The 25,227-nt window shown below is 62.7% G+C and carries 27 protein-coding genes; 16 read left to right on the top strand and 11 right to left on the bottom strand.

Features of this window, described 5'->3' with window-relative positions; translation table 11 throughout:
- The first annotated feature begins 58 nt into the window (after positions 1-58).
- The 5 genes from AC1RKJ_RS03320 (at position 59) to AC1RKJ_RS03300 (ending at position 4,987) form a co-directional block, all read left to right on the top strand.
- Positions 59-1,279 (top strand): ABC transporter substrate-binding protein, encoded by a 1,221-nt coding sequence (locus AC1RKJ_RS03320; RefSeq protein ID WP_492789493.1) that lies wholly within the window; start codon positions 59-61, stop codon positions 1,277-1,279.
- A 71-nt stretch (positions 1,280-1,350) separates the two neighbouring features.
- On the top strand, positions 1,351-2,214 hold the full coding sequence (locus AC1RKJ_RS03315) for a branched-chain amino acid ABC transporter permease (RefSeq protein ID WP_492789491.1): 864 nt from the start codon (positions 1,351-1,353) through the stop codon (positions 2,212-2,214).
- 1 nt (position 2,215) lies between these two features.
- Positions 2,216-3,181, top strand: a complete 966-nt coding sequence (locus AC1RKJ_RS03310) for a branched-chain amino acid ABC transporter permease (RefSeq protein ID WP_492789489.1) — start codon at positions 2,216-2,218, stop codon at positions 3,179-3,181.
- A 135-nt stretch (positions 3,182-3,316) separates the two neighbouring features.
- Positions 3,317-3,961: a DUF47 domain-containing protein gene (locus AC1RKJ_RS03305; RefSeq protein ID WP_492792630.1), complete on the top strand. Its 645-nt coding sequence runs from the start codon at positions 3,317-3,319 to the stop codon at positions 3,959-3,961.
- 15 nt (positions 3,962-3,976) lie between these two features.
- The gene (locus tag AC1RKJ_RS03300) at positions 3,977-4,987 is read left to right on the top strand and encodes an inorganic phosphate transporter (protein ID WP_492789487.1); all 1,011 of its coding nucleotides are present in this window, start codon (positions 3,977-3,979) and stop codon (positions 4,985-4,987) included.
- A 13-nt stretch (positions 4,988-5,000) separates the two neighbouring features.
- Here the strand turns inward: AC1RKJ_RS03300 and sugE are convergent, their stop codons facing one another.
- The gene (sugE, locus tag AC1RKJ_RS03295) at positions 5,001-5,315 is read right to left on the bottom strand and encodes a quaternary ammonium compound efflux SMR transporter SugE (protein WP_492789485.1); all 315 of its coding nucleotides are present in this window, start codon (positions 5,313-5,315) and stop codon (positions 5,001-5,003) included.
- A gap of 160 nt (positions 5,316-5,475) precedes the next feature.
- Between sugE and AC1RKJ_RS03290 the strand changes: the two genes are divergently transcribed.
- Together AC1RKJ_RS03290 and AC1RKJ_RS03285 are read left to right on the top strand one after the other, a co-directional pair.
- Positions 5,476-7,095 carry a peptide chain release factor 3 gene (locus AC1RKJ_RS03290; RefSeq protein ID WP_492789482.1) on the top strand — a complete coding sequence of 540 codons (1,620 nt, stop codon included), beginning with the start codon at positions 5,476-5,478 and terminating at the stop codon, positions 7,093-7,095.
- A 241-nt stretch (positions 7,096-7,336) separates the two neighbouring features.
- The gene (locus AC1RKJ_RS03285) at positions 7,337-7,738 is read left to right on the top strand and encodes a UCP034077 family protein (RefSeq protein WP_492789480.1); all 402 of its coding nucleotides are present in this window, start codon (positions 7,337-7,339) and stop codon (positions 7,736-7,738) included.
- A gap of 54 nt (positions 7,739-7,792) precedes the next feature.
- On the opposite strand, the gene AC1RKJ_RS03280 is transcribed toward AC1RKJ_RS03285, so the two are convergent.
- Both AC1RKJ_RS03280 and AC1RKJ_RS03275 read right to left on the bottom strand, forming a co-directional pair.
- On the bottom strand, positions 7,793-8,266 hold the full coding sequence (locus AC1RKJ_RS03280; protein WP_492789478.1) for an SRPBCC family protein: 474 nt from the start codon (positions 8,264-8,266) through the stop codon (positions 7,793-7,795).
- A gap of 22 nt (positions 8,267-8,288) precedes the next feature.
- Complete coding sequence (locus AC1RKJ_RS03275; RefSeq protein ID WP_492789475.1) at positions 8,289-9,266, bottom strand: Bug family tripartite tricarboxylate transporter substrate binding protein; 978 nt, start codon at positions 9,264-9,266, stop codon at positions 8,289-8,291.
- Positions 9,267-9,433: 167 nt separating this feature from the next.
- Between AC1RKJ_RS03275 and AC1RKJ_RS03270 the strand changes: the two genes are divergently transcribed.
- Both AC1RKJ_RS03270 and panB read left to right on the top strand, forming a co-directional pair.
- Positions 9,434-10,018 carry an NnrU family protein gene (locus tag AC1RKJ_RS03270; RefSeq protein ID WP_492789472.1) on the top strand — a complete coding sequence of 195 codons (585 nt, stop codon included), beginning with the start codon at positions 9,434-9,436 and terminating at the stop codon, positions 10,016-10,018.
- 3 nt (positions 10,019-10,021) lie between these two features.
- Positions 10,022-10,870, top strand: a complete 849-nt coding sequence (panB, locus tag AC1RKJ_RS03265; RefSeq protein ID WP_492789470.1) for a 3-methyl-2-oxobutanoate hydroxymethyltransferase — start codon at positions 10,022-10,024, stop codon at positions 10,868-10,870.
- 84 nt (positions 10,871-10,954) lie between these two features.
- Here panB and AC1RKJ_RS03260 read toward each other — a convergent pair whose 3' ends face one another.
- Positions 10,955-11,221 carry a hypothetical protein gene (locus AC1RKJ_RS03260; protein ID WP_492789468.1) on the bottom strand — a complete coding sequence of 89 codons (267 nt, stop codon included), beginning with the start codon at positions 11,219-11,221 and terminating at the stop codon, positions 10,955-10,957.
- A 198-nt stretch (positions 11,222-11,419) separates the two neighbouring features.
- On the opposite strand from AC1RKJ_RS03260, the gene AC1RKJ_RS03255 reads away from it, so the two are divergent.
- From AC1RKJ_RS03255 to der, 4 genes are all read left to right on the top strand, one after another.
- On the top strand, positions 11,420-11,863 hold the full coding sequence (locus AC1RKJ_RS03255; protein ID WP_492789467.1) for a helix-turn-helix transcriptional regulator: 444 nt from the start codon (positions 11,420-11,422) through the stop codon (positions 11,861-11,863).
- Between the two features lie 138 nt (positions 11,864-12,001).
- On the top strand, positions 12,002-12,655 hold the full coding sequence (locus tag AC1RKJ_RS03250; protein ID WP_492789465.1) for a tetratricopeptide repeat protein: 654 nt from the start codon (positions 12,002-12,004) through the stop codon (positions 12,653-12,655).
- 11 nt (positions 12,656-12,666) lie between these two features.
- Positions 12,667-13,209 carry a hypothetical protein gene (locus AC1RKJ_RS03245; RefSeq protein WP_492789464.1) on the top strand — a complete coding sequence of 181 codons (543 nt, stop codon included), beginning with the start codon at positions 12,667-12,669 and terminating at the stop codon, positions 13,207-13,209.
- Between the two features lie 17 nt (positions 13,210-13,226).
- On the top strand, positions 13,227-14,624 hold the full coding sequence (der, locus tag AC1RKJ_RS03240; protein ID WP_492789462.1) for a ribosome biogenesis GTPase Der: 1,398 nt from the start codon (positions 13,227-13,229) through the stop codon (positions 14,622-14,624).
- A gap of 187 nt (positions 14,625-14,811) precedes the next feature.
- On the opposite strand, the gene AC1RKJ_RS03235 is transcribed toward der, so the two are convergent.
- On the bottom strand, positions 14,812-15,210 hold the full coding sequence (locus AC1RKJ_RS03235; protein ID WP_492789459.1) for a DUF2147 domain-containing protein: 399 nt from the start codon (positions 15,208-15,210) through the stop codon (positions 14,812-14,814).
- A 260-nt stretch (positions 15,211-15,470) separates the two neighbouring features.
- Positions 15,471-16,214, bottom strand: a complete 744-nt coding sequence (locus AC1RKJ_RS03230; protein WP_492789457.1) for an SDR family NAD(P)-dependent oxidoreductase — start codon at positions 16,212-16,214, stop codon at positions 15,471-15,473.
- 332 nt (positions 16,215-16,546) lie between these two features.
- On the opposite strand from AC1RKJ_RS03230, the gene AC1RKJ_RS03225 reads away from it, so the two are divergent.
- Positions 16,547-17,197, top strand: a complete 651-nt coding sequence (locus AC1RKJ_RS03225) for a PilZ domain-containing protein (protein WP_492789455.1) — start codon at positions 16,547-16,549, stop codon at positions 17,195-17,197.
- A gap of 149 nt (positions 17,198-17,346) precedes the next feature.
- Positions 17,347-17,859: a GNAT family N-acetyltransferase gene (locus AC1RKJ_RS03220; RefSeq protein WP_492789454.1), complete on the top strand. Its 513-nt coding sequence runs from the start codon at positions 17,347-17,349 to the stop codon at positions 17,857-17,859.
- Between the two features lie 113 nt (positions 17,860-17,972).
- On the opposite strand, the gene purF is transcribed toward AC1RKJ_RS03220, so the two are convergent.
- The 3 genes from purF to radA all read right to left on the bottom strand — a co-directional run bounded on the left by purF (position 17,973) and on the right by radA (position 21,878).
- Positions 17,973-19,490 carry an amidophosphoribosyltransferase gene (gene purF / locus AC1RKJ_RS03215; RefSeq protein ID WP_492789453.1) on the bottom strand — a complete coding sequence of 506 codons (1,518 nt, stop codon included), beginning with the start codon at positions 19,488-19,490 and terminating at the stop codon, positions 17,973-17,975.
- Positions 19,491-19,533: 43 nt separating this feature from the next.
- Positions 19,534-20,178, bottom strand: a complete 645-nt coding sequence (locus AC1RKJ_RS03210) for a CvpA family protein (protein ID WP_492789452.1) — start codon at positions 20,176-20,178, stop codon at positions 19,534-19,536.
- 254 nt (positions 20,179-20,432) lie between these two features.
- Positions 20,433-21,878, bottom strand: a complete 1,446-nt coding sequence (gene radA / locus AC1RKJ_RS03205; RefSeq protein ID WP_492789451.1) for a DNA repair protein RadA — start codon at positions 21,876-21,878, stop codon at positions 20,433-20,435.
- A gap of 238 nt (positions 21,879-22,116) precedes the next feature.
- On the opposite strand from radA, the gene AC1RKJ_RS03200 reads away from it, so the two are divergent.
- Positions 22,117-23,223: an NHL repeat-containing protein gene (locus AC1RKJ_RS03200; protein WP_492789450.1), complete on the top strand. Its 1,107-nt coding sequence runs from the start codon at positions 22,117-22,119 to the stop codon at positions 23,221-23,223.
- A gap of 51 nt (positions 23,224-23,274) precedes the next feature.
- Here the strand turns inward: AC1RKJ_RS03200 and cnbZ are convergent, their stop codons facing one another.
- Together cnbZ and alr are read right to left on the bottom strand one after the other, a co-directional pair.
- The gene (gene cnbZ, locus AC1RKJ_RS03195) at positions 23,275-24,018 is read right to left on the bottom strand and encodes a 2-amino-5-chloromuconate deaminase CnbZ (protein ID WP_492789449.1); all 744 of its coding nucleotides are present in this window, start codon (positions 24,016-24,018) and stop codon (positions 23,275-23,277) included.
- Between the two features lie 45 nt (positions 24,019-24,063).
- Complete coding sequence (alr, locus tag AC1RKJ_RS03190) at positions 24,064-25,224, bottom strand: alanine racemase (RefSeq protein ID WP_492789448.1); 1,161 nt, start codon at positions 25,222-25,224, stop codon at positions 24,064-24,066.
- Between the last annotated feature and the right edge of the window lie 3 nt (positions 25,225-25,227).

Raw genomic sequence — 25,227 nt, 5'->3', positions numbered from 1 at the left:
AGACCAGTTATCGAGTAACAACAAACGCCGCTAACAGGCGGCATCCAGGAGGAAGACAATGAAGAAAACGATTTCAACGCTGATGCTGGGCACCGCGCTGGTGCTTGGTGCGGCCACCGGCGCTTTCGCGCAGGACAAGAACGTCAAGATCGGCGTGTTGAGCGATCAGTCAGGCCTTTATGCGGATATTGGCGGCCCGGGCTCGGTCCTGGCAGCCCAGATGGCTGTTGAAGATTCCGGCCTGAACAAGAAGGGCTGGAAAATCGAAGTCGTCGCCGGCGACCACCAGAACAAGCCGGACATCGGCGTCAGCGTCGCGCGTCAGTGGATTGACGTAGACAAGGTCGATGTCATTTCCGACGTTCCCACATCGTCGGTCGCGCTTGCGGTCAACAATCTGGTGAAAGAGAAGAACATTATCTTCCTGAATTCGGGTGCAGGCACCTCGGATCTGTCGAACGCCCAGTGCTCGCCGAACACGATTCACTGGACCTACGACACCTATATGCTCGCCCACGGAACGGGTTCGGCGCTGACGAAGGCCGGCGGCGATACGTGGTTTTTCCTGACGGCAGACTATGCATTCGGCTCCGCGCTCGAGCGTGACACGACTGCGGCAGTGACGGCGCTGGGCGGCAAGGTGGTTGGCGGCGTTCGTCACCCGCTGAACTCGTCTGACTTCTCGTCATTCCTGCTTCAGGCACAGTCGTCGAAGGCCAAGGTGATCGGCCTTGCCAACGCGGGCGGCGATACCATCAACGCCATCAAGCAAGCGTCCGAGTTCGGCATCGTCAAGGGAGGGCAGAAGCTCGCCGGGCTGCTGATGTTCATCTCTGACGTGCATGCTCTCGGTCTGAACGTCGCGCAGGGTCTGAACATGACCGAAACCTTTTATTGGGATTTGAATGACGGAACGCGCGCGTTCTCGAAGCGCTTTGCCGAGCGCATGAAGAACAAGGCAATGCCGACCATGGTGCAGGCCGGCGTGTATTCTTCCATCATCCACTATCTGAAGGTCCTGGAGAAGGAAGGCGGCAATTCGCATGACGGCGCAAAGATCGTCGCTGCGATGAAGGGAATGCCGGTTGATGATCCGCTGTTCGGCAAGGGCTCGATCCAGCCGAACGGCCGCAATCTGCACCCGGCCTACCTGTTCGAGGTGAAGTCGCCTGCCGAATCCAAGGGACCTTGGGATTACTACAAGACGGTCGCCACGATTCCCGCCGATCAGGCGTTCACGCCGCTCGACAAGAGCACCTGTGCGCTTCTGAAGAAGTAATCGCGATCGCCCGGCGGCTTCACGCCGCCGGGCATCCATTCAACACGGTTTAGTGCGCGCGAGAGAATACGATGCAAGCCCTGTACGCCCAGCTTCTGGTCGGATTGATCAACGGCTCGTTCTACGCGCTGCTCAGCCTTGGGTTGGCCGTGATCTTCGGCATGCTCAACATCATCAACTTCGCGCACGGCGCGCTCTACATGATGGGCGCGTTCGTCGCGTACTTCCTGCTGAACCTTGCGGGCATCAACTACTGGTGGGCGTTGATCCTGGCGCCGATCATTGTCGGCGGTTTCGGCATCCTGCTCGAGCGCACGATGCTGCAATGGCTGACCGGCCTCGATCATCTGTACGGTTTGCTGCTGACGTTCGGCATGGCGCTGGTCATTCAGGGCGTGTTCCAGAATTATTTCGGATCGTCCGGGTTGCCCTATGCCATTCCCGATCTTCTCAAGGGCGGCGTCAATCTCGGCTTCATGTACCTGCCGATCTATCGCGGCTGGGTCGTGATCTTCTCGCTGATCGTCTGCATCGCGACCTGGTACATGATCGAGCGGACGCGGCTTGGCGCATACCTGCGCGCCGCGACGGAAAATCCGACGCTGGTGCGCGCCTTCGGCATCAACGTGCCGCGCATGATCACGCTGACCTACGGCCTCGGCGTCGGCCTTGCGGCGCTGGCCGGTGTGCTGTCCGCGCCGATCAACCAGGTGCGCCCGCTGATGGGCGCGGATCTCATCATCGTCGTGTTCGCGGTCGTCGTGATCGGCGGCATGGGATCGATCATGGGCTCGATCATCACTGGCTTCACGCTCGGGGTGATCGAGGGTCTGACCAAGTATTTCTATCCCGAGGCATCCAACACCGTGGTCTTCGTGCTGATGGTGCTGGTGCTGCTTGTGAAGCCAACGGGACTGACGGGACGGGCGAACTGACATGGCAACAATCACCGACAACGCCGTTCCCGTGAAGGGCCGCACCGCCGACGAGATGATCGCCTTCGTCATCATGGCGGGGTTGCTGGCCATCGTGCCGCTGACGGGCATCTATCCTTACTTCGTGATGCAGGCATTGTGCTTTGCGCTGTTCGCCTGCGCTTTCAATCTTCTGATCGGTTACAGCGGCCTGCTGTCGTTCGGTCACGCCATGTTCCTCGGCACGGCGGGCTACGTGACCGCGCATGCGCTGAAGGTCTGGGGCGTGTCGCCCGAGATCGGTATCATTCTGGGTGTCGTTGCTTCATGCGCGCTGAGCGTCATCACCGGACTGATCGCCATCCGCCGGCAGGGCATCTACTTCGCGATGATCACGCTGGCGTTGTCGCAGTTGCTGTTCTTCATCTACCTTCAGACGCCCTTCACCCACGGCGAAGACGGCATCCAGGGCATTCCGCAGGGCATGATGTTCGGCATCTTCGACCTGTCGAAGGCGACGACGCTCTATTACGTGGTCCTCGTGATCTTCCTGCTCGGCTTCCTGCTGATCTACCGGGCCATCAACTCGCCGTTCGGCGAAGTCCTCAAATCGATCCGCGAGAACGAGCAGCGCGCCATCTCGCTCGGCTACAAGACCGACCAGTACAAGTTCCTGGCTTATGTCCTCTCCGGCAGCCTGGCGGGTCTTGCCGGTGCGGTGAAGGTGTTCGTGGCGCAGAACGCCTCGCTGACCGACGTGCATTGGACCATGTCCGGCGAAGTCGTGCTGATGACGCTGGTCGGCGGGCTCGGCACCGTCTTCGGTCCCGTGGTCGGGGCCTTCGTGATCATCGCCATGCAGCAGTATCTGGCGGGCTTCGGGCAGTGGGTCACCGTGATCCAGGGTGCGATCTTCGTGATCTGCGTGCTGACCTTCCGCCGCGGCGTCATCGGCGAAATCGCTCATTTCTTCAAGCGATCGCTGTAACCCCAAGATCTTCCTGACCTTCTTCCCCGGATAAACCAGTGGATGACCGGCGCTTTGACGCTGGTCTTCCACTGTTGGCCCGCGAAACGGTTTATGACAGATAAGTGACATCTGCTGTCATGCCGGAGAACGATGATGCTTGGCTGGTTTCGTAGGTTGCTACCGAGGGAGGAACGGTTCTTCGATCTGTTCGCCCGGCACTCCCAATCGGTCGTGCTGGGTGCGGAGGCGCTCGAAGGGATGTTGCGCGGCGGCGAGGAAACGCCGGTCTATTGCCAGCGCGTCAATCAGTTCGAGAACGACGCCGATCAGATCACCCGTGAAGTGCTCACGGCGGTACGGCGGACTTTCATCACGCCGTTCGATCGCGGCGACATCAAGAACCTGATCACCGCGATGGACGACGCGATCGACCAGATGCAGCAGACGGCGAAGGCCGTCATGCTGTTCGAGGTGCGGATTTTCGAGCCGCCGATGCGCGAGATCGGCAGCATTCTCGTGCAGTGCGCAAACCTCGTCGGCCGCGCGTTGCCGCTGATGCAGGCGATGGGCGAGAACGTCACGACGCTGACGGCGCTGACCGAGGAAATCACGCGGCTGGAAGGCCGCGTCGACGACCTGAACGACATCGGTCTCAAGGAACTGTTCATCAAGCACCGCGACGGCAACACGATGGACTTCGTGGTCGGCGCTGAAATCTACAAGCATCTGGAAAAGGTCGCCGATCGCTTCGACGACGTGGCGAACGAAATCAACAGCATCGTGATCGAACAAGTTTAAGGTCAGGATCGCACAGTGGACGCCTCGCTCGCTTTCCCAATCCTGGTCGGGTTGATCATCGTCGCGCTGCTGTTCGATTTTCTGAACGGGTTGCACGACGCCGCCAACTCCATCGCGACAATCGTGTCGACCCGTGTGCTGCGTCCGCAATACGCGGTGGCGTGGGCGGCGTTCTTCAACTTCATTGCGTTCGCGGTATTCGGCCTTCACGTCGCGCAGACTATCGGCACCGGCATCATTCACCCCGAGGTGATCGACGCGCAGGTGATTTTTGCCGCGCTGATCGGTGCGATCGTCTGGAATCTGGTGACCTGGGGGCTCGGCATGCCCTCCAGCAGTTCTCACGCGCTGATCGGCGGATTGCTCGGCGCGGGCATGGCCAAGGCCGGACTTTCGGTCGCCGTGTGGGGCGGCCTGTCGAAGACGCTGCTTGCCATCGTGCTGTCGCCGCTGGTCGGCTTTCTGCTGGCGCTGGTGCTGACGGCCATCGTGTCATGGGCCTCGGTGCGGTCGACGCCGTTCGCCGTCGATCGCGCGTTCCGGATTCTGCAGTTCGTTTCGGCTTCGATGTATTCGCTCGGTCACGGCGGCAACGACGCGCAGAAGACCATGGGGATCATCGCGGTGCTGCTGTACTCGCAGGGCCATCTCGGCTCCGAATTCAGTGTGCCGTTCTGGGTGGTGCTGTCGTGTCAGGCGGCGATGGCGCTAGGCACACTGATGGGCGGCTGGCGCATCGTACGCACCATGGGGCTGCGCATCACCAAGCTCAATCCGATGCAGGGATTCTGTGCGGAGACCGGCGGAGCGGTGACGCTGTTCATGGCGACGTGGCTCGGCGTGCCGGTGTCCACCACGCACACCATCACCGGCGCCATCGTCGGCGTCGGCACGGCCCGCCGCGCCTCCGCCGTACGCTGGAACGTGGCGAGCTCCATTGTGTGGGCGTGGATCTTCACGATCCCGGCCGCGGCGCTGGTCGCCGCCGCGACCTACTATGCGGTGACGCTGGCTGGCTGGCGCTGACGCGCGTTGGGCGTTACGCGACGACCTTGAGGCCGATGATTCCCGCCACGATCAGTCCGATGCAGACGAGCCTTACAACGGCGGCCGGTTCGCCCAGCAGCCAGATGCCGAGCAGGGCGGTTCCCACCGTGCCGATGCCGGTCCAGACCGCGTAAGCAGTGCCGACAGGCAAGGTCTTGAGCGAGAGGCCGAGCAGGGCGACGCTCGCGATCATGCTGCCGACGGTCAGTACGGTCGGCATCAGTTTCGTGAAACCATCGGTGTATTTCAGGCCGATGGCCCAGCCAATTTCAAGCAAACCCGCAACGAACAGCATTGTCCAAGCCATGGCTTAGAACCTCCATAGCAGGGCCGTCCCTGCGGATATGTCTGTGAAACGAGGCCGTCCTCGCGATTTGAATATGGCTCAAGTCATTGAAGGATGCAAGTGCATGGACTTCTGAATCTCCCTTGATCCTGCCGCGTTTCCCTGCCACACGCTCGCCATCATGTCCGACACCGCCATCGCCGCCGAGTCGCCGCCGCTCACGCCGCTTGCCGAAGAAGTGGCGCGTCGTCGCACGTTCGCGATTATCTCCCATCCCGACGCCGGCAAGACCACGCTGACCGAAAAGCTGCTCCTGTTCGGCGGCGCAATCAATCTCGCGGGGCAGGTCAAGGCCAAGGGCGAACGGCGCAACACGCGCTCCGACTGGATGAAGATCGAGCGCGACCGCGGCATCTCCGTCGTCACGTCCGTGATGACCTTCGAGTTTCAGAACCTCGTGTTCAACCTGCTCGACACGCCGGGCCATGAGGACTTCTCGGAAGACACCTATCGCACGCTGACTGCGGTCGATTCCGCCGTCATGGTGATCGACGCGGCGAAGGGCATCGAGGCGCGCACGCTGAAGCTGATCGAGGTTTGCCGTCTGCGCGACATCCCGATCATCACCTTCGTCAACAAGATGGACCGCGAGAGCCGCGACGTATTCGATCTGCTCGACGAGATCGAGAAGACGCTGGCGCTCGACACCACGCCGATCAACTGGCCGGTGGGCCGCGGCCGCGACTTCATGGGCACCTATGACATCGAAACCGGTGGCATCCGTCTGCTGGAGGGCGGCGGCGCCAAGACCGGCGCGGCCGAGAAGATCGAGATTTCCGATTTGGCCGGACGCAATGCCAATCTCGATGCCGGCGTGATCGCCGACGAACTCGAACTGGTGAAGGAAGCCTCGAAGCCGTTCGACCTGCAGTCGTTCCGCGAGGGCCACATGACGCCGGTCTATTTCGGCAGCGCGCTGCGCAATTTTGGCGTCGGTGATCTGCTGGAAGGTCTTGGCCGTTTTGCGCCGTCGCCGCGCGCGCAGGACGCCGACAAGCGCAAGGTCAAAGCCGACGATCCGAAGATGAGCGCCTTTGTCTTCAAGATTCAGGCGAACATGGACCCGAACCATCGCGACCGCATCGCGTTCGCGCGGCTGTGCTCGGGCAAGCTGACGCGCGGCATGAAGGCCAAGCTGGTGCGTACCGGCAAGAACATGAGCCTGTCGTCGCCGCAGTTCTTCTTCGCGCAGGACCGCGCTATCGCGGACGAAGCCTTTGCCGGCGACGTGGTCGGCATTCCCAATCATGGCACGCTGCGGATCGGCGACACGCTGACCGAAGGCGAGGACCTTAATTTCGTCGGCGTGCCGTCGTTCGCGCCGGAAATCCTGCGCCGCGTTCGCCTGACCGACGCGATGAAGGCCAAGAAGCTGAAGGAAGCCTTGCAGCAGATGTCGGAGGAGGGCGTCGTGCAGGTGTTCCGTCCGCGCGACGGCGCGCCCGCGCTGGTCGGCGTGGTCGGCTCGTTGCAGCTCGATGTGCTGAAGGCGCGGCTCGACGCGGAATACTCGTTGCCGGTGGATTTCGAGGTCAGCGAATTCCAGCTCGCGCGCTGGATTTCGTCGGAGGATCGCAAGAAGCTCGAGACATTCGTCTCAGCCAACGGCTCCGGCGTGGCCGACGACGTCGACGGCGATCCGGTGTTCCTCGCCAAGAACCAGTTTTATCTCGATTACACCCGCGAGCGCGCCGAGGGCATCGTGTTCTCGAGCATCAAGGACGTGAAGAAGAAGGCGTGAAGTCGCAATTGCCGTTGAGGCCTGCATGTCACGATGCGCATGGGTTGCGTTCATGTTTGCGGCGGCCATGTTCCGGGCAGAGGCAAGCTTTGCTTTGGACAATCAGCGCAGCGGCGCTTCGCAGATTTCACGTCCATTGAGCGGCATAAGACCGAGCGGACTGCGTGAATCGCGCTCCTTCTGCAATTCGATCCGTTATGGCCCGTGCGTCCCCAGGGCGGGTTACTTTCTCGGCGATACGTTGCAACTCACGGTCCTCAGCAAGCCGGGCCAAAAGGACGCCGCAAACTACATCAAGCCTGATCGCGACCTGAACACCATCGAGGATTTGTTCACGGCCCTTCGTGCCTGCTGGATGCCGCCGTCGTCAGATGAGGCGAGCGAAGGAACGGAGATGTCGGTCAGGTTCTCCCTCAAGCGGGATGGGCGCCTGATTGGACCGCCTCGCATGACGTATGTAACAGGCGGAGTGTCGGCGCATACACGCGATGTCTATTTCAGTTCGATCACCGCGTCGCTCGATGCTTGCGTCCCATTTGCGCTGACAAAGGGATTCAGCAATGCCATTGTCGGGCAGCCGATCATGATCCGTTACGTCGATAATCGCCCGCGCAAGCCGGACAGCCCGCCGCAGCAGCCTTGAACCTTTGCGGAGCCCTGCGACCCACACTCCTTTGCTCAACATCCTGCTGCGTTGTTACGCGTGAGGCGTTGAGCCCGTTTGCTTCTCCACATTAGCCTTGATATTTCCCAAGCCCACTGCGGCCTCCGCGTCCATTGCCGCGATCTGCTCGTCGGTCGGAAGCTTCTTGCGCGCCGGGTTGCGCAAGGTGCGGGTAAACTTTGTGCCGCCGCTCACGTCCTCGCAGGTGTACTGCACGACGATCGGGCCGATGAAGTCGGTTTCGGCCTGCACGATCCAGAGCTTCGGAGAAACGGCGGCGCGCACGATCCAGTTCAGCGAGACTTCGCCGGAACGGATGTGCCATTTCTCGTGAAACAGTTCGCCGGTCTCAAGTGGGCGATTGGCGCTGTCGATGTGGTGCGACGCCGCCAGCCATTCCGGCCATGATTGCGGATTGGTGACGTAATCAAAAACCGCCTTCGCGGGTGCTGCGATGACGATGTTGTGGCTGCGCTCGAAGGCGACGGTGGTTTTATCTTCTGTCATTGCGCGTTGCTCCCGTCGCTGTCTAGTTGATCCGGATGTCGCCGCGCTTGATGACATCGGACCACAGCCTAATCTCGGCGTCCATGCGCGCGCGCAAGGCTGCCGGGGTTGAGGGTGTCGGCTCGATCATCTGCGTTTCAAGCCGCTCGCGCACGCTCGGCCGGGTCAGCGCGTCATGCACCTCATCGTTGATCTGCGCGATAATCGCGGGCGGCGTGCCGGCTGGCGCGATCAGCGCGTTCCATGCGTCGGACTCCACATCGATGCCGGATTCTTTCAGTGTCGGCACGTTCGGCAGGAAGCGTGAGCGCTGTGCGGTCGCGACCGCGAGAATTTTGACCTGACCGCTCGCGAGCTGCGGCGTCACCGCGATGGCGGGCAGGCACGCAGCCTGCACGTCGCCGCGGATCACGGCAGTGACAGCCTGCGGCGATCCGCCGTAGGGAATATGAATCATGGACGCGCCTGCGCGCTGCGCGACGGCTTCCATCGTGAGATGCGACAGCGAACCGGCCCCGATCGAACCGAACGCGAGTTTTGCGCCGTCGCGTTTCAATGCGGCGATGAATTCCGCGACGGTGCTGACATTCAGGCTCGCAGGCACCACCAGCACGCTTGGCAGCGATGTCAGCATGGTCACCGGCGCGATGTCCCTGGACGGATCGTAAGGCAGCTTCGAGAACAGCAGCGTGTTAATGGCGAGCGGGCCGCCGAGGCTGACGCCGAATGTCGCGCCGTCTGGCGCTGACTTGGCGACAGCGTCCGTTCCGATATTGCCGCCCGCGCCGGGCTTGTTCTCGACGATGAAACTCGCGCCGGGATGGCGGGCCTGAAGATCGTCGGCGACGATCCGGCCCACCAGATCGGGCGTCGAACCGGGCGCATAGGGCACCACGATTTTCACGACTTTGGGCGGCCAGACCGGGTCCGCGGCCTGGACGTTCGCGGGCATGGCTGCCGCGAGGGACAGCGTCAATCCGGCAATTGCAAGAGATTTCATGAGGCTGGGAAGGATTGGAGCGGGGTTGCAATGCGGAAGCGGCATTGCGCGCCGCACCCTAAAAATGATACCGGGGCACAGCGCGGACGAACCCTAGCAGGACCGGCGCGCGGTTGGAAACGCTTCGAAAAAGCCGTTACCTGCGGGACAGCGGGGAGAGTGGCACCATGGGCTTGTTGATCCTGATCGCGGGACTGGCGCTGTTTCTAGGCGTCCATACGCTGACCACATTGCGCGGTCCGCGCGCGGCCGTGATCGCGCGGCTGGGCGAGAGCGGTTACAAGATTTTCTACACGCTGATCTCGTTCGCGGGGCTTGCGCTAATCGTCTGGGGCTTTAGCGCCTATCGCGCGACGGGCTGGATCAATGTCTGGCATCCGCCGGTTGCCATGCGGCACATCGCGCTGGCGCTGATGCTGCCCGCGGTCATCATGGTGGTGGCGTCCTACATTCGCGGGCGCATCTACACCACGCTGAAACATCCGATGCTGGCCGGCGTGAAGCTCTGGGCGCTGCTGCACCTTCTGGCGAACGGCGACCTCGGCTCGATCATTCTGTTCGGGTCCGTTCTCGCATGGGCCGTGTACGACCGCATTTCCCTGAAGCGACGCGAGGATCCCGGCGCGCCGCCGATTCCTGTCGGCGGAGTCGGCAACGATCTGATCGCGGTCGCGGTCGGCGTCGTGGTCTACGCCGCGCTGGCGTTCGCATTCCATCCTCTCGTGATCGGCGTCCCTGTGATTGGAGTTTAAGACATGTCCGTACAGACAGCGGTGAAACGCAAAACCGCGCCAGACATTTTCAAGCGCAAGGGCGGCGAGCCGATCGTGATGCTGACGTCGTATCACGCGCATACGGCGGCGCTGGTGGATCAGTATTGCGACATCATTCTTGTGGGCGACTCGCTCGGCAACGTGATGCACGGTTTCGAGACCACCGTTCCGGTCACTCTCGATATGATGATCCTGCAAGGTCACGCGGTGATGCGCGGGTCGAAGCAGGCGCTGGTCGTGGTCGATATGCCGTTCGGGTCCTATGAGGCCTCGAAGGAGCAGGCGTTTCATTCCGCCGCGCGCGTGATGAAGGAAACCCATTGCGGCGCCGTGAAAATGGAAGGCGGCGTGCGCATGGCGGAGACCATCGAGTTTCTGACCACGCGCGGCATTCCGGTGATGGGCCACATCGGTCTCACGCCGCAGTCGATCAACACGCTCGGCAGCTTCAAGTCGCAGGGCAGGGACGAAGCCATCAAGATCGCTGCGGGCGAAAACGGCAGCGGTCCGTTTCAGGACGACGCGAAGGCGGTGGCGCAGGCCGGTGCGTTCTCGATGGTCGTGGAAGCGGTGGCTGAACCGCTGGCGCGCCGCATCACCGAAATTGTCTCCGTTCCGACAATCGGCATCGGCGCAAGTGCCGCGTGCGATGGCCAGGTGCTGGTGCTCGAAGACATGCTCGGCCTGTCGCCGTGGGTGCCGAAATTCGTCAAGCGCTTCGGCAATCTCGGGCCGGGCATCGAGCAGGCTATTCAGGAGTACGCGAAGGACGTTCGGTCCCGCGCGTTTCCGGGGCCGGAGCATGTCTACGGCATCAAGCCGAAAGCCTGAGACGGCGCAGGACAGATGCAGACGGCATAAAGCCCGGCGCGAGGGCCGGGCTTTATGCGTGATTTCGAATTGAGAAAGGCGAGCTTACGAAGGGCGGCTGAGCTGTTCTTCAGTCACGATCCGCTCGATATTCTCTGTCTTGCTTCGGATGCGGTATCGCAGACGCCCGTCGGCCTCGATCGGCATGCGGCCGATGATGGTATAGACGTCGGACCGGACCTTGTCGGCGCGGCCTTGCGGTCCCTGGCTTTGGTGATGAACGTCGTCGTTGATCGAGAAGTTGTGGGCCATGGTGTCTCCAATGAGCGTCTTGTAGTGAGTGGGCGCTCGCGAAGCAACAAAATACGTCATCGCGGGATCATTTTTTCGCCGGAAGCGCTTGAAAAGACAGTGCTATATTCAACCACCGCATGGGGGCCTTTGCCTCGTCTCGAAGGCCTCGCGGGCAATTTAATCCGACCACTCGTATGAGTTGATTTGAACCGGTTCTGACCGCCCGGCGACCCACCTTTGGGGGCGATTTCGCCCCGTTGCGGGGATGGGTGTCGCATGGACGGCTATTTTTCGATCGATCGGGCTCCAAGAATAAACGCGATCAAGTCCTATATTCTCGACCAGATCGCCAATCCGGATTTGTGTCTCGCCGACATCGCTGCCCAGCAGGGCATCTCCTCAAGCTATGTCCGGAAGCTCTTCGCGGCCGAAGGGACGAAATTCACCGCCTACGTTCTGGAAACTCGCCTCCAGAACGTCTGCCGGATGCTGACCGACCCTGACGCTCGCATTCATTCCGTCAGCGCCATCGCGGCGACATGCGGCTTCAACGATGTCTCGTATTTCAATCGGGCGTTCCGCAAACGCTATGGCTGCACGCCGTCCGATATGCGGTCCGGGCGTGGACCTTTATCGGCGCCAACCGGCGTGCCACCCCAACGGCACGGCCTTGATGCCGGGCTGGCCGCTGCCGCCAAAACCGGGACCGATCAGTGTTAACGCTCTGATCCGGCTGGCTTTGCCTTGCGGTCGCCATACCGGTACTGTATCGCCGCCATCATATCGGGGACGCCGCGCAGGCTGCGCGGCTGATGGCGCTTCACAGATTTTCAAAAACATGGTGGGCGGGACGTATAAGTGTCTGAAATATTTAATGAAATCGATGAGGACTTGCGCCGCGAAAAGCTCAAGCAGCTTTGGGAGCGTTATTCGTTCCTGATCGTGGGCGCCGCGATTCTGATCGTCGCCGCCGTCGGCGGCTGGCGCGGCTACCAGTATCTTGAGGCGAAGAAAGCCGCCGAGGCCGGGTCGGCGTTCGAGGCGGCGGTCGCATTGTCCGAGCAGGGCAAGAGCGCCGAAGCCGAGGCTGCCTTTGCCAAAATCGCCGTCGATGGATCGAAGGGTTATCGCGGGCTGGCGCGGCTGCGCGCCGCTGCGCAGGCCGCCACACGCGATCCGCAGGCCGCCGCGAAGCTCTATGACGCCATTGTCGCCGACGCCAGCGTTTCGGCGACGGAGCAGGATCTCGCGCGTATTCGCGCGGCGGGACTGCTGATGGAGACCGAGCCCTACGCGGCCATGCTCAAGCGCCTTGAGCCGGCCGCTGGCGAGGGACGGACCTATCGCCACACCGCGCGCGAACTTCTGGCGCTGTCGGCCTATCGCACCAACGACGCGCCCGCTGCGCGGCAGTGGCTGGACATGATCGGCAACGATGCGCGCACGCCGCCCAGCATGCGCAGCCGCGCCGAGGCGCTGCAGGCCTTGCTGCCACCCGCAGCGAAAAGCTGAGCGAGACACCGATGCGCCGCCCGCAACGCCTGATTGCCGCCACCGTTCTCGCAGCGATTTCACTCGCGCTTGTGGGCTGCTCCAGCAGCAGCTTCGACCCGACCGACATGATGGATTGGTTCGATACCAAGAAGAAGCTGCCCGGCGACCGCAAGCCCGTTTTCCCCGAAGGCGTTCCCGGCGTCGAGCAGGGCGTGCCGAAGGATCTCTACCGAGGCGCGCAGCAGCAGCCGGATCAGCCCCCGGTCGCCGAAACTCCGCCGCCGGCGCCTGAGCCGAAAGCAAGATCGCGAAAGTCGAGCCCGAAATCCGCTGCGCGTTCCGCCCCGGCGGCAGCACCAGCCGAACCGGACGCCGCACCGGAGTCCGATGAAGGCGTCGCCGCCGCCCCTCCGGCGCCACCGCCAGCCAAACGCAAGCGGACGAGCATCACCGCGCCGCCGCCGGATTCGCAGCCGCAGCAGGCTCAGCCTCGCCAGGCTGCGCCGCCACCGCAGCAGCAATCCTCATCTCCGTTCCCGGCTCCGCTGCCGAGCGGGGGCTTTGCCCGCTAAGGGCGAACGGATCAGACATGCCTTTCACTATCGCGATCATTGGCCGGCCGAACGTCGGCAAATCGACGCTGTTCAACCGCCTGGTTGGGCAGAAGCTCGCGCTTGTCGACGATCAGCCGGGCGTGACGCGTGACCGGCGTGAAGGCGACGGGCGTCTCGGCGACCTCGAATTCACCCTCATCGATACCGCAGGCCTTGATGAAGGCCCGAAGGGCTCGCTGACCGCGCGGATGCAGGAGCAGACCGAGACGGCCATCGCGTTGGCCGATGCGCTGATGTTCGTGATCGACGCGCGCGCAGGCCTGACGCCGAACGATCGCGCCTTTGCCGATTTCGCGCGGCGCGCCAACAAGCCGGTGGTGCTCGTCGCCAACAAGAGCGAAGGCAAGGCCGGCGAAGCCGGAGCGATGGAGGCTTATGCGCTCGGGCTCGGCGATCCGATTCCGATTTCCGCAGAGCATGGTGAAGGCCTCAGCGATCTCTACGACGCGCTGCGCGTTCTGATGCCGGAGCCGGTCGATACGGACGATGAAGAAGACGATCCGGACACGTTCGAGAACGTCGATGGCGACGATGAAACCCTGTCCACCCGTCCGATCCGTGTCGCGGTTCTCGGACGGCCCAACGCGGGCAAGTCGACGCTGATCAACCATCTGCTCGGTGAAGAACGTCTGCTGACAAGCGCTGAGGCCGGGACGACGCGGGATTCGATCGCCGTCGATGTCACATGGAACGGCCGCGAGTTTCGTGTGTTCGATACCGCCGGCCTGCGCCGCCGCTCGCGCATCGAGGACAAGCTGGAAAAGCTGTCCGTCTCCGATGCGCTGCGCGCCGTGCGGTTCGCCGAAGTCGTCGTGCTGATGATGGATTCGCAGAACAAGTTCGAGGAGCAGGATCTGCGGCTCGCGGACCTGATCGAGCGCGAAGGCCGTGCCATCGTGATCGCCGTCAACAAATGGGATTTGATGGACCGCGCGCCGAGCCAGATCGCGAAGCTGCGCGAAGATGCCGATCACTTGCTGCCGCAGGTGAAGGGGATGCCGGTGGTGGCGGTCTCGGGCATGATGGGCGAGGGCATCGACCGGCTGATGACCGCGATCCAGGACGCTTATGCGGTCTGGAACAGGCGCGCCTCGACGGCGTCGCTCAATCGCTGGTTCGAGCAGGCCATCGAGAACAATCCGCCGCCGGCGGTGTCGGGGCGGCGGCTCAAGCTCAATTACATCACACAGACCAAGGCGCGGCCGCCAAGCTTCGTGGTGTTCTGTTCGCGCGCCGACGCCGTTCCGGAATCCTATCTGCGCTATCTCGTCAACAGCCTGCGCGGGTTCTTCGAATTGCCCGGTACGCCGATCCGCATCACGTTGCGCGAGAAGGTCAATCCGTTCGCGCACAAGCGCAGGCGTCCGTCGTAGGCGCGGACGATTCCTTGCACGCAACCCTGTTCAAGCGGGTCAAAAGCAAAAAGCCCGGCGCGAAGCCGGGCTTTAAGTGTTTTGCCGTCGCGCGAGAAATCAGAACGCGCTGAAGTGACGGTTCAGGCCGGCGTGAATGATGTGACCGGTATTCCTGTAGCTGAAAACGCCGGCTTCATGCGGAGAATCAGTTCGCCCGCGTCCACGTGGTCGACTTGCAGATCATTCCGCCCATGGCGCATCCCGCTGTCGTCAGCGTGCTGCCCGAGAGAGACATCTTGCCGGAATAGGTCTTGCCGTCTTCCGGATTGAACGCGGAGCCTTTCCACGCATCCGTGCCGTCCGGTTTCATGTCGTAGAAAATGCGCTGACCGACTTTTGCGGGTGTCTCGACACCGGGCTTGAGCCAGACGAGCGATCCGCAATATGCGCCGCCGCCGCACGGTCCGATCTTGACGCGCGAAGCGCCGGTGTCACGCAGCCATGTCCCGCTCGGGTCGCCTGCAAATGCCGACGACGTTGCCAGCGCGAATCCGGCCACGGTCAGTCCTGCAAGCAAACCCGATTTTATAAATCCTGATTTCATTGTGTCCCCTCCATTGCCCGCCTCTTCGTGCTGGCTTTCGCAAAGGGAGCAGGACGACAATTATGTGTCAATCGGCCCGTCGCGGGCGCGCTGTTGTGCGACCTTCTCACCGGTTGCGTTGGCGCGAATATTGCTGATGATTACGCGCCGTCCATTTACTCCAGTTTTTGGACGGTGACCCCATTCGGCTGGGGGTCTGGCCGCCAGTTTCGCTTTGTGAAACTGGCGGCTTTTGATTGCCGCAAACGGAGTGCTGCCGTTCAGGTCAACGGTGACTGAAATTGCATCAGCTTCTTCGAGGGGTAGTCAAAACACTTGCCCGTCTCGGTCCATGACGGCGCGCACATCGGCACGATGAGTTCGGCGACCTGTTCGGGCGTATCGAGGATCATCGGGTCCTCACCCGGCATCACGGTGGCGCGCATACGGGTGCGGATCGGTCCCGGACTGAACAGATTGACGCGAAGCGGCGTCGTCGCGGTCTCATTAGCCCACACCCGCACCAGCGCATCGAGCGCCGCCTTGGAGGCAGCATAAGGCCCCATGTAGGCGGTCGCCTTGTGAGCGATGCCGGAGGTGATGAACACCGCGCGTCCGGCGTCGGATTTTTGCAGCAGCGGCTCCATGCAGCGGATCAACTGGAAATTCGCGGTCACGTTGACCGCCATCGCAGTGTCCCAGAGTTTGGGATCGAGGTGACCGAGCGGCGTCGATGTGCCCGCGACGCCGGCGTTGCCGATGAGGATGTCGAGCTTGCCGTGGCGTTCGTGCAGCGCCGCACCAAGACGGGCGATGCCGTCGCTATCCGTGATGCTCAGCGGCACCAGCGTTGCGGTGCCGCCGTCCTTGCGGATGGCGTCGTCGAGTTCTTCGAGGCCGCCCTGGGTCCGCGCCACGGCCACGACATGCGCGCCGGCCCGCGCCAGCGCCCGCGCCGTGGCGTAGCCGATGCCGCGCGATGCGCCGGTGACGAGAGCGATGCGGGAGGTGAGGGATTTGGTCATGGAAAACGGCCTGAGTTTTCCTCACTCCGCTTGCGGAAAGAGGGTGGTCTGGCGCGACAACGGCGCGCCGGGTGAGGGGCTGCTATCGCATAATGATGCGTATGAATAAACCCGTGCGGGCTGCCTATTGCCAAGGCCTGCGGGGCGATCCGCCTCTCTCAACAGGCGGGCATGGGCGCCTGAGCCGTCAGCTTGTTCGCAATTTATCTCAAATTGAGCGCAAATTCCCAAACCCTTGATAACCGCAGGAAAAGACGCGCCCCACGCGTTATTCCTTCGTAAAACAACGCATACTAAGGCGTAGGGATTACCGTCATTCGAGGGATCCCATCGTGTCGGTCAAAGAATTTCTCCAGCAGCGCACCGTCAAGATTGCAGTCGGCGGAAATTATACGCTTGCAAACTGGTTCGATCCGCAGGGGCAGCCCCGCACCTTCGCGTGCCGGACAACCCGCATTTCACCCTTCCGGATGATGGTCGAGGTGCCGGTGGTCGGCAAGGTAGGCGATCGCCTCACGTCATACTTCCGCGATTTTGGCAGGTTCGATGGCCGGATCAGCGACACCATTACCGGCGGCTTTCTGGTCGAACTGGAGATGATCCAGTCGATGCGCGAGAAGCTCGCGGACAAGCTCACGTGGCTGGAAAAGAAGCAGAAAGATCCCAGCATTCCCGACGACAGGAAGGGTGCGCGCATCATCCCGGAAAGTCCGCATTCGACGTTGACACTGGCCGACGGCAACATTCATGAGTGCTTTGTCATCGACATGTCGGTCTCTGGTGCGGCGATCTCCGCTCAGCTGCAGCCCGAGATCGGAACGCCGCTGGCCGTTGGCGCCTGCGTTGGCCGCGTGGTCAGGCTTTTGCCCGATGGCTTCGCAGTCAAGTTTGTCGAACCGCAAAACCGCAACGATCTCGATCGGCTCGTCATTCGGCCCATGCTGCCGCCTGTAGCCGGCCGTTTGAAAGTTGCACGACGCTGACGCGGACATCCACCAACGTTGCCGGGTCGATACTTCAGGTTGCTGTGTCTGCTTGAACGAAATAGCCAGGACAAGCTGGCCATGACGGGCACGGCTCATCACCAGTAGCGTGCTGGCGACGAGCGGGGTCTTCATGATAAACGGCGGCCATGAGCCCGGACGATCCATCCGCCGGACAATGGCGTCACATGAAAGACCGCGACCTCGCGGCGGTCGGCGCCGTCGCCGCGCGCGTTCATCCGGCCTATCCGGAGGATGCCGCAGTCTTCGCCGAACGCTTGGCGTTGTATCCCGACGGCTGCCGGGTATTCGAACAGGGCGCGCGCATCGCGGCCTATGTGGTCAGTCATCCCTGGCGGTATCGCGAGCCGCCTGCGCTGAACATGCTGCTCGGCGGGCTGCCGCCGAAACCTTCGACCTTCTATATCCACGATCTCGCGCTTGCACCTGACCTCAGGGGAGCGGGTGCGGGGGCTGACGTGGTTGCAGCGCTGGCGACCTGTGCCCGCGCTGCGGGATTGCCGACCATGTCGCTGATCGCCGTGAATGGATCGATCGGGTTCTGGCAGCGTCAGGGCTTCAGCGTGATCGCAGAGCCGTCGCTGGCGGAGAAATTGCGCAGCTATAGCGACGACGCGCAGTTCATGGCGCGGGATTTGTAGCGAGGGACTGCTGTGGCCTCGAGGCCATCAGGTTGGTGCGCTCTACGAGCGCCACGGTGTGACTCGCGCGAACGCTTCCGTTGCAACCGGCGTATCCGCGAGAGTTTCCGGATTTAGCTCGCTTCCGCCAGCAGCGACAATTGCCTTGGCTGCGGTTCGACCTGGGTCTGATCGGTGAGATGCGTGGGGTAGGCGCCGGTGAAGCAGTGATCCGAGAACTTCGGATTGGCCGGGTCGCGCGCCGGCTCGCCCATGGCGCGGTACATGCCGTCGATCGACAGGAACGCCAGCGAATCCGCGCCGATGATGTCGCGCATTTCTTCCAGCGTATGGGTCGCAGCGAGAAGCCCGCCGCGGTCCGGCAGGTCGATGCCATAGTAATCGGGATGCACGATCGGTGGCGAGGCGAGGCGGAAATGCACTTCCTTCGCGCCGGCATCGCGCATCATGCGCACGATCTTCTTGGAGGTGGTGCCGCGCACCAGTGAATCGTCGATCAGGATAATCCGCTTGCCTTCGATGGCGGCGCGGTTCGCCGAATGCTTCATGCGCACGCCGAGTTCGCGCACGCTCTGCGTCGGCTGGATGAAGGTGCGGCCGACATAGTGATTGCGGATGATGCCGAGTTCGAACGGCACGCCGGAGTGCTGGCTGTAACCGACCGCGGCGGGAACGCCGGAATCCGGTACCGGCACCACGACATCCACATCGACGTGGCTCTCGCGCGCAAGCTGTGCGCCGAACGCCTTGCGGACTTCATAAACCGAGCGGCCGCCGACGATGGAATCGGGTCGTGCGAAATAGATGTATTCGAAGATGCAGGGGCGGGGCGGCTGCGGCGGGAACGGCTTGTGGCTTTCCTTGCCTTGTTCGTCGAACACGATGACTTCGCCGGGCTCGATGTCGCGCAGGTACCGCGCGCCGATGATGTCGAGCGCGCAGGTTTCCGACGCGAGAATGGGACAGCCGTCGAGTTCACCCAGCACCAGCGGGCGGATGCCGAGCGGATCGCGCGCGCCGATCAGCTTCTTGTTGGTGAGCGAGACCAGCGCATAGGCGCCCTCGATGGCGCGCAGGGCTTCGATGTAGCGCTCGATGAAACGGCCGCGCTTGGACTGCGCGACCAGATGCAGGATCACCTCGGTGTCGGTGGTCGACTGCATCATCGCGCCGTGGCGGACGAGTTCACGCCGAAGGGTGAGACCGTTGGTGAGGTTACCGTTGTGGGCGACGGCGAATCCGCCGGCGTTCAGTTCGGCGAACAGCGGCTGCACGTTGCGCAAAATGGTTCCGCCGGTGGTGGAGTAGCGGACGTGGCCGACGGCGGTATTGCCGGGGAGGCGCGCGATGACTTCAGCGCGGGAGAAGGTGTCGCCGACGAGGCCGAGCCGTCGTTCGGAATGGAAGCGGCCGCCGTCGAAGGAGACGATGCCTGCGGCTTCCTGGCCGCGATGCTGGAGGGCGTGAAGACCGAGCGCGGTGATGGCGGCGGCGTCGGGATGACCGAAGATGCCGAACACGCCGCATTCCTCGCGGAGCGTGTCGCCGTTCAGATCCTTGTCGAGATCCCAATCCAGGTCGTAGTCGGGTTTTTGGGGCGGGGTGCTCGCATCGCCAGAGGGGTTTTTCATATGTCCACCGCGCCCTTGTGTGAGACAGGATACTAGACGGAGCCTAGCGGCCTGCGGCTTTGCCTTCGATCAGCTGCTTCAGCCCGTCACGGGCCGATTTTCCATACCCGCCGTCGTTCCCCACCGTTGCCGTCGTGCGCGGTTCGGGAGCAGCATCGGTCTGCTCCTCGTCGCCCTTTTTCTTGAACCTCTTCAAGATGGTGTTCTCGGGGTCATCCGGCAAGAGTGACATCAGCCAATCGCCGGTTCCCTGCAACATCACCCGCGACTTGGCGTTACGTACCCATTCGGGCTGTTGTTTGTCCGGGACCAGCCAGGCGAAGAAAAGAAACGCCACAACCATGATCAGCAAGCCGCGGGCGAGCCCGAACAGGAAGCCGAGCGTGCGGTCGAGCGCGCCGATCCGCGAATCCAGGATCATGTCGGAGATGCGCACCGTGATGATCGAGACCACGATCAGCGTGAGGATGAACACACCGGCCACCACGGCGATGGCCGCGACGGTGTCGTTGTTGAAGTAGGTTTTCGCGGTCGGCAGCAGCTTGTTGTAGGCGTAGAGCGTGGTGAGGGCGGCGGCACCCCATGCGGCGATCGACAGGATTTCGCGCATGAAGCCGCGGATCATCGCCAGAAGGCCCGACAACAGCATCACGGCAAGAACGATAATGTCGAGAAGCGTTATCGGCATCGGCTGGTCGGGTCCGCTTTCAGTTTCAAAACCGCGAATCGGGTCGTCGTGCGCCCGGATAGCTGACGGCCATATGGCACGTCCCGCAAGGGCCGGGAACCCGCAAACCCCCGGACATCAACGCCAAAAGAGCATGGCTCCCGATGATCGCCCGTTGCAGTTAACGGACCCTATCGCCGGGGCTGAAACGTCTTGCGAACTGTTGGCCGGGCGCGGGTTATATAGCGTCCGGTCATGCGAGCGTCACGTCGCGTTTAGTCGTCTTCGGGCTTGAATCGGCCCTCTGCGGCAGATTTCCCCGACGCTGTGGCTTTGCGGCCCCTTGCGGCAATGTCTGCGACCAGCGAAGTGAGCGAACCGACGCTGGAGAGGGACATGCCAGCATCACTGCCGCCGCTTTCGCCCCGCGCGGCCTCGGGCAGCATGGCACGGCCGAAGCCGAGCTTGGCGGCTTCCTTGAGCCGGGCGGAGGTCTGCGCCACCGGACGCACCGCGCCTGACAGCGAGATTTCGCCGAAATAGACCGCATCGACCGGCAGCGGCGCGTTGACCAGCGACGACACCAATGCGGCTGCGGCGGCGACATCGGCGGCTGGCTCGTTGATGCGCAGTCCGCCGGCGACATTGAAGTAGACGTCGTAGCCCGACAGCTTGACGCCGCAATGGGCTTCCAGCACTGCCAGCACCATCGAAAGGCGGCTCGAATCCCAACCGACCACCGCGCGCCGCGGCGTGCCGAGCGTGGTCGGGACGACCAGCGCCTGCAGTTCCACCAGCACCGGACGCGTTCCCTCGATGCCGGCGAACACGGCGGTGCCGGGACTGCCGAGATCGCGCTCCGACAGGAACAGTTCGGACGGATTCGACACTTCGCGCAGGCCAAGACCCGTCATCTCGAACACGCCGATCTCGTCGGTGGGGCCGAAACGGTTCTTTACCGCGCGCAGGATTCTGAATTGCTGCGAGCCTTCGCCCTCAAAGCTCAGCACCGCGTCGACCATGTGCTCGACCACGCGCGGGCCAGCAATCTGGCCGTCTTTGGTGACGTGACCGACCAGAATGAGCGCCGCGCCGGACTTCTTGGCGAATCGAATAAGTGCCTGCGCCGAGGCGCGAACCTGCGTCACGGTGCCGGGCGCGGATTCGACGGTGTCGGTCCACATGGTTTGAATCGAGTCGATCACCACGAGGCGGGGAGGCGCGCCTTCGGACAGCGTGGCGATGATGTCCTCGACCGAGGTTTCGGCCGCGAGTTGCACGGCGGCGTCCGCAAGACCGAGACGTTCCGCGCGCAGCCGCACCTGGCCGACGGCTTCTTCGCCGGAGATATAAACCGCGCGATGTCCTGCGCGTGCGAGAAGGCTGGTGGCCTGCGTGAGTAATGTCGATTTGCCGATGCCGGGGTCGCCGGCCATCAGCAGCACCGAGCCGCGCACGAAGCCGCCGCCGGTGACACGATCGAATTCCGCCATGCCCGATGGCAGGCGCGGTGGCGAGGGGCTGGCCCCGGTCAGTGTCTCGAGTTTGAACAGACGGCCCTTGCGCTTGGCGCGCAGGTTGGCGGGAACGGAGATCGCGCCGGTCGGGTCTTCTTCCGACAGCGAGTTCCACTCGCTGCAAGACTCGCACTTGCCCTGCCACTTGTTATGGGCAGCCCCGCAATTCTGGCAGACGAACGAGAGAACTGCGGCGCGGGCCATTGAGGGGTCCTGAGAATCTGGCGGATTTTGTTCTTCTTTTGTTCGATATTTCGGTCGAAAAGTCAATCAAAAATTCCGGTCGCCTTTCGATAGCGGGATACCACCGGATGCGCCTATCCTCCGCCGGTCATCAGAACTGAAGGGAGGCATCGGCTCGTCGTCTGCACCACTCGATAAATCAAACAACGACCGCGCATGACCGGCTCAGCGGCATGACGCGGCAAAAGGGAGTGACGCCATGAAATGGATTGCTGTACTGGCCGGCCTTGTTGTTGCGAGCGCGGTTCATGCCGCCGACGCGCCGAAATTTCAGGTCGACGCGCAATGGCCGAAGCCGCTGCCGAACAACTGGATCATGGGGCAGGCGGCGGGTGTCGCCGTCGATGCACAGGATCATGTGTGGGTGGTGCAGCGTCCGCGCACGCTGACCGACGACGAGAAGGCGGCAAGCTTCACGCCGCCGCGCTCGAAGTGCTGCGTGGCAGCACCTCCGGTGATGGAGTTCGATTCCGACGGCACGCTGATCAAGGCGTGGGGCGGCAAGGGCGACGGCTACGACTGGCCGTTGAACGAGCACGGCATCTATGTGGATGCGAAGGGCTTCGTCTGGCTTGCGGGTAACGGCGAAACCGACGGACAGATTCTGAAATTCACCAGGGACGGCAAGTTCGTCATGCAGATCGGCAAGTCCGGTCCGCAGACCGACAGCAAGGACACGTCGCGGCTCGGGCGCCCGGCCAACATGACGGTCGATGCCGCCGCCAACGAACTCTATGTCGCGGACGGCTACTACAATCACCGCATCATTGTGTTCGACTCGGAGACCGGCGCGTTCAAGCGGATGTGGGGCGCTTACGGCAAGCCGCCGTCCGACGAGAAGGTCGGCCCTTTCGATCCCGCAGCAGCGCCTTCGCAGCAGTTCGCCAATCCGGTGCATTGCGTGCGGATCGCGCAGGACGGGCTGGTGTATGTGTGCGACCGGCAGAACAACCGCATTCAGGTGTTCAAGAAGGACGGCAGTTTCGTCAAGGAGATGTTCGTCGAGAAGGCGACACTGGCGAACGGTTCGGTGTGGGATCTCGAAATCTGGCCGGACGCCGACGAGACTTTCCTCATCAATGCGGACGGCGCCAACAACGAGGTCCGCACGCTGGTGCGCGACAGCGGCGAGATCGTCGGACGCTTTGGCCGCAACGGCCGCATGGCCGGCGACTTCCACTGGATTCACAATCTCGCGCTGGATTCCAAGGGCAACATCTACACGACAGAAGTGGACAACGGGAAACGCGCGCAGAAATTCCTGCTGATCGGCAACATGGTGCTGAAAAAGCGAAGTGTGCAGTAGCTGCGGTCTATCTCTGGAGGCGCATGCGAGAGCGTGTGCCTTCGGATGACGCTATCGCGCGTCGATCACGAGTTCGGTCCGCACGCAGCGGACATCGACCTCGAACTCCATGCCGATCACCGGCGGCCATGCCGGATACCAGGCAAGGCCGAGCTGGCTCACCTTGTATTCGGCGAGCACGCCTTCCAGCAGCGGCCGGATATCGTGGACGGTATAGGCCTGCGCGGCGGTCACGTTCGACCAGTCGCAGCCCAGCGCATCGACACGTTCGCGCAGCGTCTGCATGACGAAGCGTGCTTTCAGATCGAGCCCTTTCAACGACACGTCGCGTCCGCCGAGGACTGCGCCGTCCTTAATCTCCGGAAAGCCGGAGATCACGAAGTCGCCAGACGCGCCGGAGTCCGGAACAGTGTAGGTAAACGCAAAGAACATGGTCTCGGCGGACACCTCGGTGATCGGCGCGAGGTTGCTGCGCGCCAACGGATTGATGTCGCCGGCCTTGCATCCCCATTGATGCAGCGTCTTCAGGTATTCGGCGTTGAAGATCTGAAACTGCTCCCTGGTCACGGCGGCGGGCGAGCGCAGTTCACACGCGGCCAGCGCGGTGACGGGCCGGCCTTCGCGTTCGAGATGTTTCTTGATGAAGGCAAAGCCGTCCGCCATCGGGACCGGACGCAGGAAGCGCACCCGGCGCAACGCGAAGCCCGGCATAGGCGTGACGCCACTTGAAAATGGTCCGCCGGGCGCAACGATGAATCTGTAGTCGCCGGGTTTGAAATCCATCACGTCGGACATCGGTTTATTTCCTGGAGTTGGGCATGATCGTGTCATGCCGCTTGCTTATTCGCCGCCCTTGTAGACGCGCGCGTAGCGCCGCCCAAGGCTGGTCAGCACCTCGTAGCCAATGGTGCCGAAGTGATGCGCGAGTTCGTCTACGGTGATGCCTTCGCCGATCAGCGTCACCATGCCGCCGCGGCGGATGGCATTGGGCGGCAGGCTCGTGACATCGATCGCCATCAGGTCCATCGAGATGCGCCCGGCGATCGGGCAGCGTTGGCCGGCCACGATCGCTTCTGCGCTGCGTACATTGTCGACGCCGCCCGCCGCGCGAAAATATCCGTCCGCATAACCGGCGGTGACGATCGCAAGCCGCGTCGGCTGTCGCGCGGTCCACGTGGCGCCGTAACCGACGCTCTCGCCTTTTTCGATGTTGCGAATTTGCGCCACGCGCACCTTGAGGTCGACCACCGGCAGCACCGGCGTGTCGGCTTCCGGCGTCGGGTTGACGCCATAGAGCGCGGCGCCCGGCCGCACCAGATCGAAATGGAATTGCGATCCGAGAAAGATGCCGGATGAATTGGACAGCGAAGCGGGCACGCCGGAAAACAGCGAGGCGATCTCGCGGAACGCCGCGACCTGCCGCCCGTTGATCGGGTCGCCGAGAACCTCGGCGCTGACGAGGTGGCTCATCACCAGCGCAAAGCCGTGGTTGCCATTCTTGATGCGCGACTCCAGCGCCTGCGCTTCGGTGACCCGGAATCCGAGACGGTTCATGCCGGTGTCGATGTGGATCGCGGCGGGACCTTCCCAGCCGCTGGTCAGGCGGAATGCATCCCATTCCGCGAGTTCGGTGGCGTCGCCGATCACCGGGCGGCAGTCGTACTTCGCATACAGATCGCCGCAGCCCGGGAAAAACCCGTCGAGCACGTAGATGGCGGAGGTCGGCGTCACCTCGCGTGCGGCGTGGGCTTCATCGAGCGTGGCGACGAAGAATGTCCGGCAGCCTGCCTTGACCAGCGCGCGGGTGACCCGAGCGATGCCGCAGCCATAGGCGTCGGCTTTTACAACGGCTGCGCAATCCGCGGGGATGGCCTGGCTGTTGAGCTTGCGCCAGTTGGCGACAATGGCGTCGAGGTCGATGGTCAGGATGCCGGTCGCACTCGCGGCGTTTGCAGCAGTGCTGTCGGCTGTCATGGATTTCGGATCGGAAACGGGAGTCATTGG

It is taken from the genome of Afipia sp. GW822-FHT04G07 (assembly GCF_058800765.1).
Note: the sequence above shows the minus strand (reverse complement) of the source record. Positions and strands in the feature narration are given on the sequence as shown.

Coding starts and splice junctions, on each gene's coding strand:
- AC1RKJ_RS03320 (WP_492789493.1), top strand. CDS start 59: ATGAAGAAAACGATTTCAACGCTGATGCTGGGCACCGCGCTGGTGCTT.
- AC1RKJ_RS03315 (WP_492789491.1), top strand. CDS start 1,351: ATGCAAGCCCTGTACGCCCAGCTTCTGGTCGGATTGATCAACGGCTCG.
- AC1RKJ_RS03310 (WP_492789489.1), top strand. CDS start 2,216: ATGGCAACAATCACCGACAACGCCGTTCCCGTGAAGGGCCGCACCGCC.
- AC1RKJ_RS03305 (WP_492792630.1), top strand. CDS start 3,317: ATGCTTGGCTGGTTTCGTAGGTTGCTACCGAGGGAGGAACGGTTCTTC.
- sugE (WP_492789485.1), bottom strand. CDS start 5,315: ATGGCTTGGACAATGCTGTTCGTTGCGGGTTTGCTTGAAATTGGCTGG.
- AC1RKJ_RS03290 (WP_492789482.1), top strand. CDS start 5,476: ATGTCCGACACCGCCATCGCCGCCGAGTCGCCGCCGCTCACGCCGCTT.
- AC1RKJ_RS03280 (WP_492789478.1), bottom strand. CDS start 8,266: ATGACAGAAGATAAAACCACCGTCGCCTTCGAGCGCAGCCACAACATC.
- AC1RKJ_RS03275 (WP_492789475.1), bottom strand. CDS start 9,266: ATGAAATCTCTTGCAATTGCCGGATTGACGCTGTCCCTCGCGGCAGCC.
- AC1RKJ_RS03270 (WP_492789472.1), top strand. CDS start 9,434: ATGGGCTTGTTGATCCTGATCGCGGGACTGGCGCTGTTTCTAGGCGTC.
- panB (WP_492789470.1), top strand. CDS start 10,022: ATGTCCGTACAGACAGCGGTGAAACGCAAAACCGCGCCAGACATTTTC.
- AC1RKJ_RS03260 (WP_492789468.1), bottom strand. CDS start 11,221: ATGACGTATTTTGTTGCTTCGCGAGCGCCCACTCACTACAAGACGCTC.
- AC1RKJ_RS03255 (WP_492789467.1), top strand. CDS start 11,420: ATGGACGGCTATTTTTCGATCGATCGGGCTCCAAGAATAAACGCGATC.
- AC1RKJ_RS03245 (WP_492789464.1), top strand. CDS start 12,667: ATGCGCCGCCCGCAACGCCTGATTGCCGCCACCGTTCTCGCAGCGATT.
- der (WP_492789462.1), top strand. CDS start 13,227: ATGCCTTTCACTATCGCGATCATTGGCCGGCCGAACGTCGGCAAATCG.
- AC1RKJ_RS03235 (WP_492789459.1), bottom strand. CDS start 15,210: ATGAAATCAGGATTTATAAAATCGGGTTTGCTTGCAGGACTGACCGTG.
- AC1RKJ_RS03230 (WP_492789457.1), bottom strand. CDS start 16,214: ATGACCAAATCCCTCACCTCCCGCATCGCTCTCGTCACCGGCGCATCG.
- AC1RKJ_RS03220 (WP_492789454.1), top strand. CDS start 17,347: ATGAGCCCGGACGATCCATCCGCCGGACAATGGCGTCACATGAAAGAC.
- purF (WP_492789453.1), bottom strand. CDS start 19,490: ATGAAAAACCCCTCTGGCGATGCGAGCACCCCGCCCCAAAAACCCGAC.
- AC1RKJ_RS03210 (WP_492789452.1), bottom strand. CDS start 20,178: ATGCCGATAACGCTTCTCGACATTATCGTTCTTGCCGTGATGCTGTTG.
- radA (WP_492789451.1), bottom strand. CDS start 21,878: ATGGCCCGCGCCGCAGTTCTCTCGTTCGTCTGCCAGAATTGCGGGGCT.
- AC1RKJ_RS03200 (WP_492789450.1), top strand. CDS start 22,117: ATGAAATGGATTGCTGTACTGGCCGGCCTTGTTGTTGCGAGCGCGGTT.
- cnbZ (WP_492789449.1), bottom strand. CDS start 24,018: ATGTCCGACGTGATGGATTTCAAACCCGGCGACTACAGATTCATCGTT.
- alr (WP_492789448.1), bottom strand. CDS start 25,224: ATGACTCCCGTTTCCGATCCGAAATCCATGACAGCCGACAGCACTGCT.